The organism is Comamonas sp. SY3 (assembly GCF_041730275.1).
In the GTDB taxonomy this organism is placed as follows: Bacteria; Pseudomonadota; Gammaproteobacteria; order Burkholderiales; family Burkholderiaceae_C; genus Comamonas; species Comamonas sediminis.
Genome location: NZ_JBGTYN010000020.1, coordinates 85,742 through 101,368, shown reverse-complemented (window position 1 = coordinate 101,368; position 15,627 = coordinate 85,742). Strand labels below are relative to the sequence as shown.

Below are 15,627 nucleotides of genomic sequence, written 5' to 3'. Positions count from 1 at the left end.
AAACGCCTTCGCCGCACGCTATTGCGAGTCAAGATGGGATGACCGGACGCTTACCTTGCGTGTGCCACCTTTGGAGGGGGAGAGAAGGAGAGTATCTGTGGCTGCAACTGCAGCAACAGCTCTTTGCCAACGGGTAGTCTTGTCCTGAGTACATGAAGCATAGCTGGTTCATGCTGGTCTTTTGGGCACTGATGTTAGCGACTCTCAGCGCAGTGGATGTTGCACTACGGGATCGCCGAACATACAGCTTGTGCCGGAGACTCGTGTTCACGCCGAACCTAATTGAAACACTTTAGCCTCCTCAATCCCATAAGAAGCCAAGGGTTTTTCTATTCGTCTGCAATATTATTAAACGTGATATTTACTTGCAGCCACCTCGATCGGCTTTAGCGAGAGAGACAAATAGAAAAAAAATTAATAGAGATAATTTTATGTTGAAGAGTGCGGCGGCTAAAAATAAAAAAACTCAATGAAAGTTATAAAAAATTGTAGGTAATATTGACTGCCGCACATTCAAAGTCGCTATTTCCATCACATTCATGCATCAGCCTTCACTATCAGAAACTGCCGCCGCCGGAAAGCCTCCCATGACTTGGGAATACTTCCGAAAAAACGGTATTTCTGTAGTTTCGTGGGCGAAAGAGCATGGATACAGCCCTTGGCTTGTTTATACGATCCTTAAAGGCGGGCGAAAGTGCCTGAGAGGCAAAAGCGCACAAATCGCAAAGGAGCTTGGTTTGAAATAGCCCCTCACGCTAACGGTTACGTACCGACTGCCTGCGTCATCGCAGAAAAAACAAAACCTCGGGCTGACACCCGAGGTTTTGTAACCCCGAGAAGCTAGTCCCAAGGATCCGACAGGTCCAAATTTATCCGCATCAGGGCGGAGGGTCAAGCTTTCTCGTGCACAAATTTGCACAAGTGGATTCCTAAAGAAAGGCTTGACCTATGTGGACCGCATCCGACTTCAGTGTTGGGGAGTTCGCTCGCTCCAAGAACCCTCCCCCATCCCAATCGGGACGAATGACCACAAAGAAGCTCGAAGCTCTGATTCGTGCTGGATACGGGCAAGGACATTTCCAGAGATACAAGCCTCGGCTGCGAGTCACAAAGCGCGACTCGTCTCCCGTCAGCTTTGTGGGCCATCTGCCCTCTCCCGAATTTGCACGACTACATCACTTTCGCGCGATAGCTGAGCGACGGACGATCCAACTTGCCTGTTGGCTCGGCGCTAAGGATGTTCGCGAGCAGTTTCCAATGTGGCCTTGGGAGCATCAGCATCCCTCAGTAGGTCTAGGTGGGATTGAAGATGTTGCCCCAGTCAGGGGTTTGATTGATATCGCTTCCGAAGCGCGGATTCGACATGGAAATTTCCCGGGTACGAGTCTGCCTTACATTGGCACGATAGACGTCCTGACAACATGGAAGCGCCACGACGGTAGTTGGTTGCTTGTCGCATTAGACAACAAGCCCGAGGAAATCGTACTTGAGCCCAACATCCTGTCTCGCATCAAAGAACGCATAGAGCTTGCTCGTCGCTACTGCGTGGAATGTCAGATCAGACATGTGATCGTTCACGCTGAGCAATTTTCTCAGGAGCTAGCAACAAATATTGACGCGCTTGCACCAACTACAACGATGCAATCGCTCATAACTCCACTGTACTGGCAGGTGGTGGAGTCATTAGGTGAGCATGGCTATGCCCATAGCCCTTTAAGCATTCTCAATCGCATTGCCTTGCGCTGCTCTTGCTCTTTTTCCGAACTACAAAAGTATTTCCATTTGGCCTTATGGCGACTTGACGTTGATCATGACCTGACACTTCCGTTCGATCCCGCTGAACCGCTACAAAGAGGAGGCATTGTATTGAGACAGCAACTGCGTAGTGCATGGTTAGGAGCGGACGCATGAGCAACATAAGCCTCTTTGTCTCAATGGACATACTCGACAACGGCCCAGGCTCAGCGGTCCTTACGGGGCCATCTCGTGTTGTAGACGTGGATTTCAGCAAGCCCGATCCACTTGTCTGGCTGATCAACTGCGAGAGGCGACACAGCAGCCAACTTAATCAGAGAAAAGGGTACTACTGCATGCCTTACTGCCGCTCTATTGCGGAAGTCAATGAGTATATTCGCAGCGGGCAGTGCGTGGTGCTCAAAGTTCAGCCCTCCGCTGCTCGATCGCTGAAGGACGCTGATCGGTTGGCCAATTGTACGAAGGTGAAGGCGCGAGCTAAACTGCTCAAGCAGTTTGAGGAACGTGACAAGCGATTCACAGCTATCAGACCACTTGTTTGCTTGACTGATACCAATTTCCCAAGACGGATATCAGAGGCTATGGAAGATGATAGCCTTGCGCATCAAATTGACGAGCGAGCTAAAGAGCTAGGTCATGCGAGTTCAACATTACGCAACTGGATGAACAGATTCTGGTCGGGAGGATGTCAAAAGAACGCACTGCTTGCAGGGTACGACCGCTGTGGCAACCCAGGACAAGCAAAGAAACAGAGCAAGAAACTCGGACGAAGCCCACGCCTATACAAAACAAACCACTGGACCACCAGAGGCTACCCGCTTTCCGAACTAGACAAAAAACTCCTCGGCCATGGATTTTCCTTGATTACAAAGGAGAGAACTCCACGTGATGCGTACTTGCTGACAAGTGCTTCGCATTGGGCTCACCATGAGATTACTCCCACTGGAGAGGTGCGTGCAACTCTATTCTCTAAGGAACATCGACCAAGTTTTGACCAGTTCATGCGCTGGGGGTGCAAGCTCGCAAATAAAACTGCTTGGGAATTGATTATTGGAGACACCAAGTGGAGGCAACAACAAAAGACTACTGGTCGCTCCGAGCGGGATACCGTTATTGCCATTGGGCAACAATCATTTTTCGACGGCACATCCACAGATGTCTACTTGGTGTCCTTTCGAAACCGCCTTCACAAACTCCCTCCATTGACCCGCCTCATCCTCAAAGAAACGCTTACTGGGATGATTTACGGCGTCTACTGCGGCTGGGAACGTCCATCACCGAAAACAGCTCAGTTGGCAATTCTGCACGGAGCACTCAAGGATAAAAGCGCTTGGGCTCGCCGGTTCGGTGTCGAAATCGACAAAGATGCGATTCCAGGTCTGCTGGCACGCAACCACGTGGCGGATAACGGAGAGCTTAAGGCAGAAATAAATACAGAAGCCGAACAACAATTCGGGTTTGGTATTGCCTACACCCCTGCAAGACGTGGCGACCCCAAGGGAAGTGTAGAAACCGAACACAAAAGAATGCATGCCCATCTAGATCACAGACTGCCTGGAACGACGCACGGCAAACCCAGGTCTAGAGGAGAAGCCCATCCAGCGGCTGACGCACTCTGGAACTACGCCGAATACATGAGAGAGTTGATCCAATGGATCGTCAAGCACAACACTGTCGAAGAAGTTCCAGATCTTGCGCCTGACGACATGCTCCTATCAACCCCTCGCATCGCACCAACACGCAAAAATATTTATCAATGGCTGGAGCGAAAGGGACTCAACGTTTCAATAAACGTTGATTACGAAGCGCTTAGAGCGTTCACGCTCCCAGATGTAGAAGCAGTGATCGCTAAGAACGGCATTCGTCTGATTGGAAGCGTTCATGGCCGCAAGATGCGACTTTTCCGACTTCGATACACGAGCCAAGAATTGGCGCAGACTGGCATCCTTAGACAAGTGAAGCTAACAGGCAAAGATATTCTTACCCGCGTGAAGATGGATCCGAACGATCTGTCACAAGCGTGGCTACCAACGCGCACAGGAATGATCAGAGTCATTCACTCTGTCCGCGACCAGTCGATCATCAAGAACTTGACGCTAGATGAATGGGTTTCCTACTGCGAAGAACAAGCCGTGTTGAACGACCTTTCTGCAGCCGACCGAGAGCAGCATCGCGCGGACACCATCCTCCGCCAAAGCGCTATTACGGAATCTGCAAAAGCTGATGTGAAGTCCGCACTGGCCACATTGCAGAAAAAACCATCGCGAGCCGCATTGGTGTCAAACCTGGAGCTCAACCGTAAACACGAAATCGAGCTTCTGCGGATGCAGGATAGAGAGCATGAGCCCGCAATCAACGACGAAGAAACATCCATAGAAATACCCGCTACGCCAGACGCTGCAGATGATGCCATGGCTGCCTTCTGGAGGAACAACAAATGAGCAACGCAGCAGATCATCCAGAGCTGGCTGAAGGCCCAAATCCATTCTTCGATGAAATATCTCCGTTTATTCCATTCAACGAATTACCAAGCAAGCTCAGTCATTTTTCTCTTAAGGGTGTCAATTGGCGAGCAATTCCAACGAGTCACAGAGAGCCTCTGCTAGATCTTGCAGACCGCCAGTTCGCGCCTACCACAGCTGTTATTGAGCCTGCCGCCGGAATCCAGTCCTTGCTTAGGCGCACACTGACCCTCGCTAATCCGCTAAGCCCGTCAAATCGCAAGCTGTGCAATCAGATCGGTGTGCTTGAGTCAGTAGATGCTTTAAAAATGCTTACTCCTGCCCAAGGTGGCGGGATGCTCCTATCGGGCATGACAGCTGCCGGCAAGTCGGCGTTACTTACACGCGCGCTCGAGATCTTTGCCCCACAACAAGTACTCGATCATGGAAATTCTGAAACAGGTGGGTACTATCGGCTACGGCAATGCGTGTATCTGCTTGTCGACCATCCGAGCAACGGCTCACGCGGCGCATTACTCAAGCGCATCTTGCAGTGCCTCGACAGCAAAGTCCAGACAACCTACTACGAGGAACATCGGAGGGTCACCAACCTAGACTCGCTATTGGTGACAGTGTCCAAGCTACTCACTCGCCATCGTGTTGCACTGCTATGTGTCGACGAAAAGCAGGAATCGACATTCGAGGACAGCCCCTGGCGAATGGAATTCGCTCTTTTTTATCTTCAGTTGATGAATTTGGGGATATCTGTTGTTCTCGCGGGTAACCCTTTGGCCTTTGAACACCTCGGCAGCTACAGCCAGCTCATGCGCCGCTTCAGTACTGGAGGAGTTCATTCGCTTTTTCCTGCAGACCCCCGCAGAGACCCTTGGTGGGCACGTGATTTTGTTCGTCACGCGAGGGAATTTTCGATTATCGAAGAATGGACTATTGATGAGCAAAGAAGGTCTCTGTTCGAAAACGAGAACTCAGCTGGCTTGCCGGGCCTCTTTATGGCTTATCACCAAGAGGTTCAAAGGTCAGCCCTCCGCCGCGGCGGCCTTTTCGCAGCGGTCGGAGAACAAGACTATCTCGCAGCTCAAACCTCCCCACGTTTCAAGCATTTGCGCCGAATCGCACTAGCAGCGGCCTCAGAAGAGGCTCGTCTTTCGAGTCAATTCATCGACATTCCGCCAGTAACTAGGCCGATAAAAACACCCAAGAATACAGTCATGCGCAGTCCAACTGACGCCATGAATACAGCGGCCCCAAAAGTAACAATTACCGCGGCAGAGAAGCTCGTCCGTAGCTTCAAAGCTAGGCAAACCAGGCAAACCAATCAGATCTCTCAGCGCCTCAAAGCGCTGAGCAAATTGCCACCCGAGGACGTTAGACGCTTAGGAGTAAGCGAAGATTTAATTGATAGTATGACTAAACAACTGGAAGCTCTCAAATCTGTTGAAAAAAAGAAGCCGGGACGAGCCAACTAGAGGAGTCATGATGCAGCACGATGCTTCAAAATCAGGTCGCTTCACTGCAACCCACAGCCTCTTTTCAATCCATCCAGATGAGACGCTGTATAGCTGGTGTGCTGCAAACCATGCCATGAGCTGTTGCCGCAACTCTGCGGCAACAGCTTCAGAGCTTCTTGGTGCCGCTCATGCTGTTCGACAACATGAGTTCCCGCATTCGCTTGAAAGGTTCACTGCTATCTCAAAAGCAGAGCCAGCTTCCTGCCTTGGGCTTCTCCGCGATCATTCGGTAGCTGGCTTCTACCTACCGTTCCTAAGTGCACAAGCGCAAAAAGAGCTCGCCTATCAAGCACTACACCCACAATCAACGCACTGGATGAGAGCAGTGTTGGGATCATCACGCACCCAACAGGTAACGCATCCACTGAAATGGTGCTGTCGTTGCATGCAGCATGACATAGAGAACATCGGCCGCCCCTTATGGCATACAGTCCACCAATACCCGACAGCTGTAATCTGTACCCAACATAACGAGCCATTGCGTTCGAGCTATCGAAGACGCAAGCAATGGCGTTTGCCTAGTAAAGAGGACGGGATCGCAATTGTGGTCCCAGACGCCTTGAGTCAACTTGCGAGCAATGCTGCTGCATTAGGCAGCCATCTTCAAAGGACTCCATGCATAGACATGCTCTCTTTGCGCCGCTCCGCTATCTGCCGGTTACAGGAAATTGGTGTCATACATTCAGCCAATGGTATGCGGCACGAACGAATCGCTAGATGGTTCTCTTCCACCGGATCTTCCTCTCTAGTGCGGATTGCACAACCCGAGCTAAACGAACTCATTGATGGCAGCCTAATCCCGGGACTGCTTTGGCGAAAAAAAAAGTCGACGGCGATTGCCTGGGTGGTCTTATGGAACGCTCTGGAGTGGAAGTCCCATCATGAGCTCATTCACTCTTTTGCAGATGCGGCTTCGGGTCGCAGTCCGTCCATAAAAGGCCAACTCCCGTTATTTAATGAATTTCCAACAGATTCATTAGTGGCGCCAGAATACGTCCGTGACGCGTTTCAATGCTGCGACAGCTATGCGGACGTCATGGAGCGGTTACGCGTTAGCCGCCGTGATGTTGTTAGATGGTTGGAAGTCGACCCCACACTACGTAACGAGTGGAAATCGCGTCTCCGTAACACTCACCAAGCTGAATGCATTGAACGCATCCGATGCTTCGTACAAAGCGCACCACAAAGCCGGCGAGCTGACATTGAAAATCACTGCAGTGCCGACTACCGCTGGATGCGTGAACATGCGCCCAACCAGCTGGCTGCTTTGATGAAATCGCTGGGCAATCGAAGCTCGTCGCAATTTAGGTTTGAATACTAAACAAAAACCATTTGGGTGGACTTTTTAAAACCTACGATCAGCTTTTCCATAGAGAAAATATGAATTCACTACGTGACTTGCACAACCTTTAATTTCTGCAGTGGACGCTGCAAAGCCAAACTCCCAAACAGGCATGAATGCATCTGAACCGTGCCTTATATGAGCTTCTAATTATCTAGAATTTGGCACAGAAAATATATCAGGAAATCACCACCCATATTAAAACAAACTGATCAATTTATAGAGAAATACAGCTAACAAATCCAAAATTAGCACTGGCGTTTCCAAACATGATTACATACGATTTCCAGGAAGAATATTTCTCACTGTTTCCGCCCCAAGATCCAACACCATCGATTTACGGACTTTGCTCCATGCAAGTTGAATTGTAGTATACGAAAGACCTGAAGCAACTGCAGCTGAATGAAGACTCAAAGGCATTATCAATGCATACGTAGTTCGACTACTGATACCTAAACGAGATGCATACTGCCTAACAACGTTTGAGAAGCATAATTGATAGGAATGAACGCTTGGCAGCGCGTCACCAGAACCTAGAACTCCAGATACTTTTGGACAGATCAACTGCATCACGCGGCGCAGAAGAATTCTGACGGAGAGATATTTGTCACCGTTTTCGAAAACATTCTCCGCAATCAACAAAGGTATATTTATTAACTCCCACACCTGCTTGATCGAAGAGACCTCCCACTCACGACAGATATAATCCACCACTACCTTTTGCGCATCGACCCAAGATGGAAAGTTGGAGATAAACAGCGAAACTTCATCATTCCATACGTTATGGCGAAATGTGTTCACCTGCGTCTCAAAAGCATTGGCAATATTCTTAATCAGCGACCAATGTGCATCCCGCACGTGAATAATTTCACCTTCAAAATTAGTACTATTGCACTTCGGGCACGGTTCACCTGGTAGACGGAAATTCTGTACTGCTCCAATGGCTGTACCACAGCCTTTACACATTGAAAGCAAAGGATTGCCATGAATGTGACAGATAGCAACCTGGGGAATCTGATGAATAACTTTCCAGCTTGCGAAACCGTACGCCTCAGACTCTATACTCGCACAGCATTCACACCAACGAAGATTTTGAACACTCGCAGATCTGACAATGGAATTGTAAGGATTACCGAGAATCAACAATTTTTCGAGAGCATCGGCTTCAGCCATGTTCTGCGAGAGATTCAGATATCCATATAGCGTGTGCTGGCGGAGCAGTTCCTGAGGTGTGAGAATTCCTGCAAAGTATGTTCGGCTAACGTAACCTGCATTCCATCCCATACATAGCGGAAGTTTTATGTTGTGCGGTAAGTTTAGAAAATTTGCGACTGTCTGCCTCTTCGACAGGTGGCTTGAAGAGCGAAGTCTGTGAACAAGCGCAGTGTAAAGATACGTGCCGCTTTTTAAGGTGGCACCAGCCCCGGCCATAGGGTTTTCGAACTCTATTCCAGTCATTCTTCACAAGACATGACGTGGGTCGCCAAATTTTCCAACTATCGCCAACGAAGTGCGAGTGGCAGCACACTCACGTTGCCTCTGAGACAGAAGAGCTTTTTCTTCAACTCTATTCAGTTGCTCCAGCTGCAGGGTTTTGTTTACATCAGTCATGACAGATTCTTTCAGGCCCAGCCGGCGATTGTGCCGCAGATCCCGATCAGCTGATGCCGCATTGAATGCGGTCCGCCGCTTGTCGCACGCGGATAGCCACTTGTCGTCCAGCACCCCTTATTTGCAAAGTATTACTTATGATTCATTTCATGAATTATGGGCATTCGTCACTGCAGCGGCGGGCATCTGGCTTTACCGCGATAGAGCTTTTGGTGGTCATTGCCATCGTGGCGGTTCTCGCGTCGCTGGCAGCACCCAGCTTCAAGGGTTTGATGGAGCGCTGGCGGGTACGCAGCGCTGTGGAAGATCTGCAATCCACGCTCTACTTCGCACGCTCTGAAGCCATTCGGCGTGCAGGGGATGTCGTCATCGTCAAAAAGGCCAATGGCAGTGACTGCACGGCTGCGAGCGCTGATGCGCAATGGGGCTGCGGCTGGCTGGTATTTCCGGATGTCAATCGCGACGGCTCACAAAGCGGTGATGCCGAAACGACGCTCCGGCAGACCAATGCATCTCCCCGCACGGATATTGAAGTGAGTGCTGCGGGCACCACGATGACCGGCAAGATCCGTGTGGATCGGTGGGGGAGTTTCAGCAATAACGGCGCATCTGCGCTCACTTTTCGCGCTTGGCCGCAAGGTTCGAGCAGCAGCAATTCCGCAGCCCAGACCCTATGCATCCAGGCCGGTGGCTTGATCAGGCGGTTGAACTCAGGGACTGCAAGCTGCTCCTGACCCTGCTTTTCCAACCTCGCTCAGCGCATGCAGCGCTTGCGAGTTCAGACACAGAAAGAAGTCCTATGCGCCGGTTGACGAGAATCTCTGCCGCACCCCGCCGCCAACGCGGCATCAGCTTGCTGGAATCGCTGATTGCCCTCGTGGTTGCCGCGCTGGGCATTCTGGGCATCGTGGGCGTGCAGTTGCGCACCCTCAGCGACACGCAGACCAGCGTGCGCCGAGAGCAGGCGATCCGGCTCATTGAGGACCTGAGTGAGCGCATGAAGGTCAATCCCAATGCGATGGCCAACATGAGCAGCTATATCAGCGATTGGGACGATACACCTACCCCCAGCAAAATATGCAGCAACGTTGTTTGCACGGGTGCGGAGCTTGCCGTCTACGATGTATCGCAATGGAAAGCTTTCGTCAGCAGAGCATTGCCGCTGGGGGATGCGAACCTCTTCACGTCTGCAGGCGAAGACGTCGCCGCCAACCGCCGTCAGTTAGGCGTGATGATCCGCTGGCGCGAAAACGAGAGAAAAGGCGCCGACAGTGACTACCGTTCGGCCATCAACGCCGCTGCCGACAGTGGAGCTACTGTGACCTGCGCAGAAGGCTATACCTGCCATCTGCAGTACATCCCCGTCAGCGCCCGCTGCGCGCCCTATAAGGGCACCAGCACAGCTCGTTATTTCTGCCCAGGGACCTGATATGCCTCACAAAACACCTCATGGTTTGCAGATGACGCCCGCAGCCAGCGCCTCTTTCATCGCAACGCGCAGCAGACAAAGCGGCCTCACGCTGGTGGAGCTGATGGTGGGCGTGGCCATTGGGCTGATGGTCGTGGCGGTAGCAGGGGGCGCGCTGATGGTGTCTCGTGGCACTTCGGGCACGGTCAGCGACGCCAGTGCGCTGCAGCAGCAGGCTGGCTACGCCTTTCGCGTGATCGGTCAGCAGCTGCGGCAATCGGGCTCGCTGTATCTCAACCTCAATGCCTCCAAAAATACCAGCACGGACATTGACCGGTATGCGTTGCCAGTGGCTTTCGAGGCCAAGGCCACTTCTTCCACTCCAGGAAGGGCTTTTTCCCCGGCGACCGACACCATCAGCGGTACAAACACCACGCTCAACCTGGGGTACCGGCGTTACAAGGAGCCGGTCTACCCCGTCAACGACACGTCCCCCGCTACGCAGTCGCTGTCACGCGATTGCCAAGGCGGTCCGCAAGATTCGGACACCGCCGACAACAACAGCTTCATGCGCATTTCCAGCGCGTTTGCACTCAACGCCAACAATCTGGTCTGCACCGGCACCACCGGTACGACCCAACCAGTGATTGGCAATGTGGCCAACTTCCGTGTTCGGTATTTGCGAATGACCGATACCGCCAGCGGCGCCCCCAAGATCCAGTATGTCAATGCTGCCGCCGTAGGCACCAACTGGGGGCAGGTCACCGGGGTGGAGGTCTGTCTTGTTCTGTATGGCAACGAACCCATGAACCTGCCCTCGGGCAACGGCAGCGCCACCTATACCGACTGTGATGGAACCACCTCGGTGGACTACACCAGCGCCTCCTCCACCGACATGAGCGGCAGCGCCATTGGAGTGGCCCGTGCCCAACGCATGCACATGGTGTTTCGCAGTGTCTACCAATTGCGCAGCCAGGGGCTGATTGGCAATGTGCTGTAACCCGAACCAAGAGCCCTAAACATGCAAGGCAGATTCTTCATTCGCGACCAACGCCCACCGCTCCGCCAGCAACGCGGCGTGGCCCTGTTCGTCGTCATCATCTTTGTCATGCTGTCGATGCTGCTGGCCCTGTGGTCGGCACGCACCTCCCTGTTTGGAGAAATGATGGTCAGCAATGATGCGGATTACCAGCGCGCCTTCGAGGCCGGACAAGCGCTGCTGCAGGACGCGGAGCTGGATATCCGCAATGAAAATGCCGACGGCTCCGTGTGCAGTGGTACCGGTGATGTCTGCCGCCAAAGCACCGCAGACCAGATTCCATTGGAGGCGCCGTCGGTGGGCAAGCTGCTGGCCACGCTGGACAGCCAAGCCTACAAATGCCGCAATGGCCTGTGCACCAAACGCCAAGGCAACCAGGATTTTTGGAACAACACGGATGCAAGCCGTGGCGTCACCCTGGCACAGATGACCAGCACCCCCACGGGCGGCGCACCCATTGGTGCGCGCTATGGCCAATACACCGGCGCCAAGCTGGGCAATGCCAGCAACCCGGCCAATCCCATCCTCGCAGACCGCAGTGCTGCCAACCGCGGTGGCTGGTACTGGATCGAGGTGCTGCCTTATGACGAGAGCAGCAAGAACTCGAATTTGATCGTCGCCGAAGACAGTGCCGGCAACAGCATGGTGGCCAATAACTTTTTGGCGCTCAATATGATCCCGAATGTCGTCTATCGCATCACCAGCCTGGCTTATGGGCGAAAGCCCAATACGCAGGTGGTCCTGCAGCAGACCTATGCACGCCAACGGCTCAAGGACTGAGCTCACCACTCTGGATCTTCAACGCTTTGACAGCAGGACGCTGGCCTGATGGCCAAGCTGGCTGAAACCAACTATTCGCACTACCGACAGGAGGCGCTGTGGCTTACAACAACACCCCCCAATTCCGCAAACATCTGCTGGCCTTGGCCGCATGCGCTGCACTGGCACCACACAGCAGCTGGGCCCTGGAGCTGGCCAGCGGGCCGCCTGGCACCAAGGAGCCTTATGTGGCTCCCAATATCATCATCTCTATCGATGATTCGGGCAGTATGCAGTACCGGCTGGATCGGGAAAACCAAACGGGAGCCAGCAATACCCAGGTGCCCAATGCCGATGGCTCCTGGCCCGTGTCTGCACGGCGTATCAATGTGCTGAAGTACGCACTCATCGGTAACGGCGGCAGCGGTGGCGTGTTGCGCGATACGTCCCTGCTGCCTGACGGCAAGGTGCGCATGTCCTGGCAGGCCATGTGGAACAACGGCAATGCATCGGGCGCCGACAGTGTCGACAGCACCACGATGAAGACCAATTCGATGCGCGTGCTGAACACCAGCCACCGCGACAACCTGATCAGCTTTATCAATGGACTGAGCGCCGTGAACGGCACGCCATCGCACAAGATGTTCTCGCAGGCCGATGGCTACATGCGGCGACCTCTATCGACCAACAGTCCCTGGGCGTCGGTGCCTGGCACGACGGGATCGCCTTACCTGGCCTGCCGCCGCAGCTACCACATCATCATGACGGACGGACGCTGGAACAGTACCGCCACCAAACCTGCCCAAACGGACAACACGACCAACCTGACCTTGCCGGACGGCACGGTCTACGGCGGCACCACAGCCGCCGACCGCGCCAAGAGTGCTTTGTACCGTGATGCATTTGACTATACGCTGGCGGATTGGGCCTTCTACAGCTGGGCAGTGCCACCGCATACCACGGGCTGGACGGGCACCATGCAGCCCACTTCCGACTACCGCAAAGCGCCCGCCACCGAGACGTTCACCAATGGCAGCACCACCGCCACCTTGGACCGTTATTGGAACCCCCGCTACAACCCTGCCACCTGGCCGCACATGGTGACCTACACCATTGGCTTCAGTGCGCTGTCCTACACCTGGAAGCAGACCTACAACGAGGCCAAGTACAACATCAGCGCTTCGTCCAGCATGGTGCCTTTTGGCTATGACGGCAGCTTCCCCGACCTGGTCAATGGCACCAAGACCTGGCCCGATATGAATAGCGGCGGGGAAGAAGTCCGCGCACTGGATCTGTGGCATTCGGCCATCAACGGCCGGGGCCGCTTCTACGCGGTGCAAAAAGGTGAAGACCTGGAGAAGGCCTTCCGCGAAATCTTTGGCCAGATCAACACGCAGACCGATGCCGATCTGACCTCGTCTGTCAGCAGCGGCTCAAACGCGGCGCGCTACGACGTGGCCACCTTCACAGCAGGCTACCAGCCCGATTCCAGCTGGAAGGGCTATGTGGCGGCCCGAACGGTGAGCAAGAGCGGCACCAGCACACCAGCCTGGGAAAACAAAACGACCGCCGACCTGCTCGATGCGTTGACCGGCGTGACGAACCGCTTGATTCTGGGGTGGAGTGACCAGTGGGTCACCAAGACCAGCACGACATCGGGTGACAAGGGCGGTGTCCAGTTCAAGTGGGCCAGCGACCAGACCTACCTGAGCACCGCACAGAAAGCCAAGATCGGGCTGGCCAGTGCCACGCCCATCGCCACCAGCGGTGAGAGCATTGTGAACTTCATCCGAGGTGATCGCACCTTGGAAGGCTCGGACACCACCGGCTACACCACCGCCAAGCCATTCCGCGAGCGCAAGAGCCGCCAAGGCGATATCATCAACTCCGGCGTCTGGTACACCGGCGCCCCCTCAGGCACCTATGCGCTGCAAGGCTACAGCAGCTTTGTGCAAGCGCAGAAAGACCGCGTCCCCATGGTGTATGTCGGCGGCAATGATGGCATGCTGCATGGCTTCTCCGCGACCGATGGCTCGGAGAAGCTGGCGTACATCCCCAATGGCGCTTTGACATCGCTCAAGAACCTGGCGAGCTCGGGCTATACCCACCAGTACTTTGTCGATGGCTCACCGATGACGGGTGATGTGGAGCTCGGAGGCGTCAGGGAAACCACGCCAGGCAACCAGGCTTACATTGCAGACTGGCGCACCCTGCTGGTGGGCACGATGGGGGCCGGCGGCAAAGGCTACTTTGTGCTGGATGTGACCAATCCCGCAGCCGGCAGCACCTCCAGCGCTCCCAGCTTTACGGCAGCCAATGCCAACACCCTGGTACGCCTGGACCGTACCCGTGGCGTGGCTGACCCTCTGGATTGCACCGCGCTGACCGGAGCGCAACGCACTGCCTGCATTGCCACCGCAGAAGAGGACCGCGACATTGGCCACATCACGGCCAAGCCAGTGATGGATGAAACGGACTTCCTGCGCACCACACAAATCACCCGCATGAACAACGGCCGCTGGGCAGCGGTAATGGGCAATGGCTATAACAGCACCAACCAGCGCCCGGTGCTGCTGATCCAGTACCTGGACAAGGGCCAGGAGCTGGTTCGCATTCCAGTGACAACCGCCACCGCCGGCACCGGCAATGCCAATGACAACGGCCTGTCAGCGCCGCGCTTGATCGACCTGAACGGCGATGGACGCATCGACATCGCCTATGCGGGCGACAACCTTGGCAATATCTGGAAATTCGACCTGACCAGCGATGTTGCCAGCGAATGGAACGTGGCCTTCAGCGGCTCTCCGCTGTTCACCGCGCGTGGTCCCTCGGCCCTCAGTTCCTCCGCCCGCACCAATGTCCAGCCGATCACGGTGGCACCCACGGCGCGCGCCAATGACCGGGTCAAGGAGGTGACCCAGTCCGATGGCACGAAGAAAACCGTACCTGTGGGCGGCATGATGGTCGCCTTTGGCACCGGCCGCAATGTCAGCCGCAATGACCCCAGCGATGTGCTGGTACAAAGCATCTATTCGGTGCTGGACAACACGCGCTACCGGGTAAGAAAAACGGAAGGATCCAGCCAATGGCTGGAAGTGCATCCCGGCAAGCCCTGCACGTCCTCTGCGCCTGCGGAATGTCTGGCAGTGCCGGCACCCGCTGCCTTGGGTACGGGCGTGACCACTGCAGGGCTGGCCAAACGGTCAATCGCCGAGCTCAACATCGCCGGAGGCGTGGGCGGCCGCGTGGACGAAGTGGACACGCTCGACAAGACCACCTGGGGCCCCACCTACAACGGCTGGTACATGGACCTTCCGGCAGTGGGCGAGCGCGCGCTTAAGAACCTGGAGCTCTATGACAACACCAATATCCTGCTTGCCTATACCCAGGTCCCTGCGAAGGGACAGGATGTCGATGTCAACCGGGAGAGCTGTGACTCCACGTCGGTCGATAGTGAGCGCCAGTACCGTACGATGGTCAATATCATGGATGGCAAAAAGCCCAGCATCCAGCTGATCAACCTGGGCAGCAATACCTCGTTCAGTGCCTCGGACAACGGCAATGCGTCCCGTGCGCAGGTGGACAAGGGCTCGCACTCGCAGGTCGCCGCATCGGAGACGCAGATGCTCGATATCAGTACCTGTACCGGTGACCGCTGCATCAACAATATGGAGGCACTGCTGCGCATGCCTGAACAAACCTTGCGCCCCACCTGGCGCCAGCTGCAGTAAGAAGGAACAGCA

The 15,627-nt window shown here is 54.5% G+C and carries 11 protein-coding genes; 10 read left to right on the top strand and 1 reads right to left on the bottom strand.

Going from position 1 to position 15,627, the window contains the following annotated elements:
• The first annotated feature begins 539 nt into the window (after positions 1-539).
• The 5 genes from ACCQ08_RS20490 (at position 540) to ACCQ08_RS20470 (ending at position 7,046) form a co-directional block, all read left to right on the top strand.
• Entirely contained in the window at positions 540-746 is a 207-nt protein-coding gene (locus ACCQ08_RS20490; RefSeq protein WP_373450827.1) for a hypothetical protein, read from the top strand.
• Positions 747-1,329: 583 nt separating this feature from the next.
• Entirely contained in the window at positions 1,330-1,911 is a 582-nt protein-coding gene (locus ACCQ08_RS20485) for a hypothetical protein (RefSeq protein ID WP_373450826.1), read from the top strand.
• A complete protein-coding gene (locus ACCQ08_RS20480) occupies positions 1,908-4,196 on the top strand; it encodes a hypothetical protein (protein ID WP_373450825.1) in 2,289 nt (762 codons plus the stop codon). Before ACCQ08_RS20485 ends, ACCQ08_RS20480 begins: the two co-directional genes overlap by 4 nt.
• Positions 4,193-5,683, top strand: a complete 1,491-nt coding sequence (locus tag ACCQ08_RS20475) for a TniB family NTP-binding protein (RefSeq protein ID WP_373450824.1) — start codon at positions 4,193-4,195, stop codon at positions 5,681-5,683. The genes ACCQ08_RS20480 and ACCQ08_RS20475 overlap by 4 nt, the downstream gene beginning before the upstream one ends.
• Before the next feature lie 7 nt (positions 5,684-5,690).
• A complete protein-coding gene (locus ACCQ08_RS20470; RefSeq protein ID WP_373450823.1) occupies positions 5,691-7,046 on the top strand; it encodes a TniQ family protein in 1,356 nt (451 codons plus the stop codon).
• Positions 7,047-7,340: 294 nt separating this feature from the next.
• Here ACCQ08_RS20470 and ACCQ08_RS20465 read toward each other — a convergent pair whose 3' ends face one another.
• Positions 7,341-8,525 (bottom strand): TniQ family protein, encoded by a 1,185-nt coding sequence (locus ACCQ08_RS20465; RefSeq protein WP_339521138.1) that lies wholly within the window; start codon positions 8,523-8,525, stop codon positions 7,341-7,343.
• 290 nt (positions 8,526-8,815) lie between these two features.
• Between ACCQ08_RS20465 and ACCQ08_RS20460 the strand changes: the two genes are divergently transcribed.
• The 5 genes from ACCQ08_RS20460 to ACCQ08_RS20440 all read left to right on the top strand — a co-directional run bounded on the left by ACCQ08_RS20460 (position 8,816) and on the right by ACCQ08_RS20440 (position 15,615).
• Positions 8,816-9,412: a GspH/FimT family pseudopilin gene (locus ACCQ08_RS20460; protein ID WP_373450822.1), complete on the top strand. Its 597-nt coding sequence runs from the start codon at positions 8,816-8,818 to the stop codon at positions 9,410-9,412.
• Between the two features lie 65 nt (positions 9,413-9,477).
• Positions 9,478-10,107 (top strand): type IV pilus modification protein PilV, encoded by a 630-nt coding sequence (gene pilV / locus ACCQ08_RS20455; RefSeq protein ID WP_239810485.1) that lies wholly within the window; start codon positions 9,478-9,480, stop codon positions 10,105-10,107.
• 31 nt (positions 10,108-10,138) lie between these two features.
• On the top strand, positions 10,139-11,086 hold the full coding sequence (locus ACCQ08_RS20450; RefSeq protein WP_373450821.1) for a PilW family protein: 948 nt from the start codon (positions 10,139-10,141) through the stop codon (positions 11,084-11,086).
• 21 nt (positions 11,087-11,107) lie between these two features.
• A complete protein-coding gene (locus tag ACCQ08_RS20445; RefSeq protein ID WP_239810484.1) occupies positions 11,108-11,905 on the top strand; it encodes a PilX N-terminal domain-containing pilus assembly protein in 798 nt (265 codons plus the stop codon).
• Between the two features lie 98 nt (positions 11,906-12,003).
• Entirely contained in the window at positions 12,004-15,615 is a 3,612-nt protein-coding gene (locus ACCQ08_RS20440) for a pilus assembly protein (RefSeq protein ID WP_373450820.1), read from the top strand.
• The last annotated feature ends 12 nt before the right edge of the window (positions 15,616-15,627 follow it).

Coding starts and splice junctions, on each gene's coding strand:
- pilV (WP_239810485.1), top strand. CDS start 9,478: ATGCGCCGGTTGACGAGAATCTCTGCCGCACCCCGCCGCCAACGCGGC.
- ACCQ08_RS20475 (WP_373450824.1), top strand. CDS start 4,193: ATGAGCAACGCAGCAGATCATCCAGAGCTGGCTGAAGGCCCAAATCCA.
- ACCQ08_RS20470 (WP_373450823.1), top strand. CDS start 5,691: ATGATGCAGCACGATGCTTCAAAATCAGGTCGCTTCACTGCAACCCAC.
- ACCQ08_RS20465 (WP_339521138.1), bottom strand. CDS start 8,525: ATGACTGGAATAGAGTTCGAAAACCCTATGGCCGGGGCTGGTGCCACC.
- ACCQ08_RS20445 (WP_239810484.1), top strand. CDS start 11,108: ATGCAAGGCAGATTCTTCATTCGCGACCAACGCCCACCGCTCCGCCAG.
- ACCQ08_RS20460 (WP_373450822.1), top strand. CDS start 8,816: ATGATTCATTTCATGAATTATGGGCATTCGTCACTGCAGCGGCGGGCA.
- ACCQ08_RS20450 (WP_373450821.1), top strand. CDS start 10,139: ATGACGCCCGCAGCCAGCGCCTCTTTCATCGCAACGCGCAGCAGACAA.
- ACCQ08_RS20490 (WP_373450827.1), top strand. CDS start 540: ATGCATCAGCCTTCACTATCAGAAACTGCCGCCGCCGGAAAGCCTCCC.
- ACCQ08_RS20480 (WP_373450825.1), top strand. CDS start 1,908: ATGAGCAACATAAGCCTCTTTGTCTCAATGGACATACTCGACAACGGC.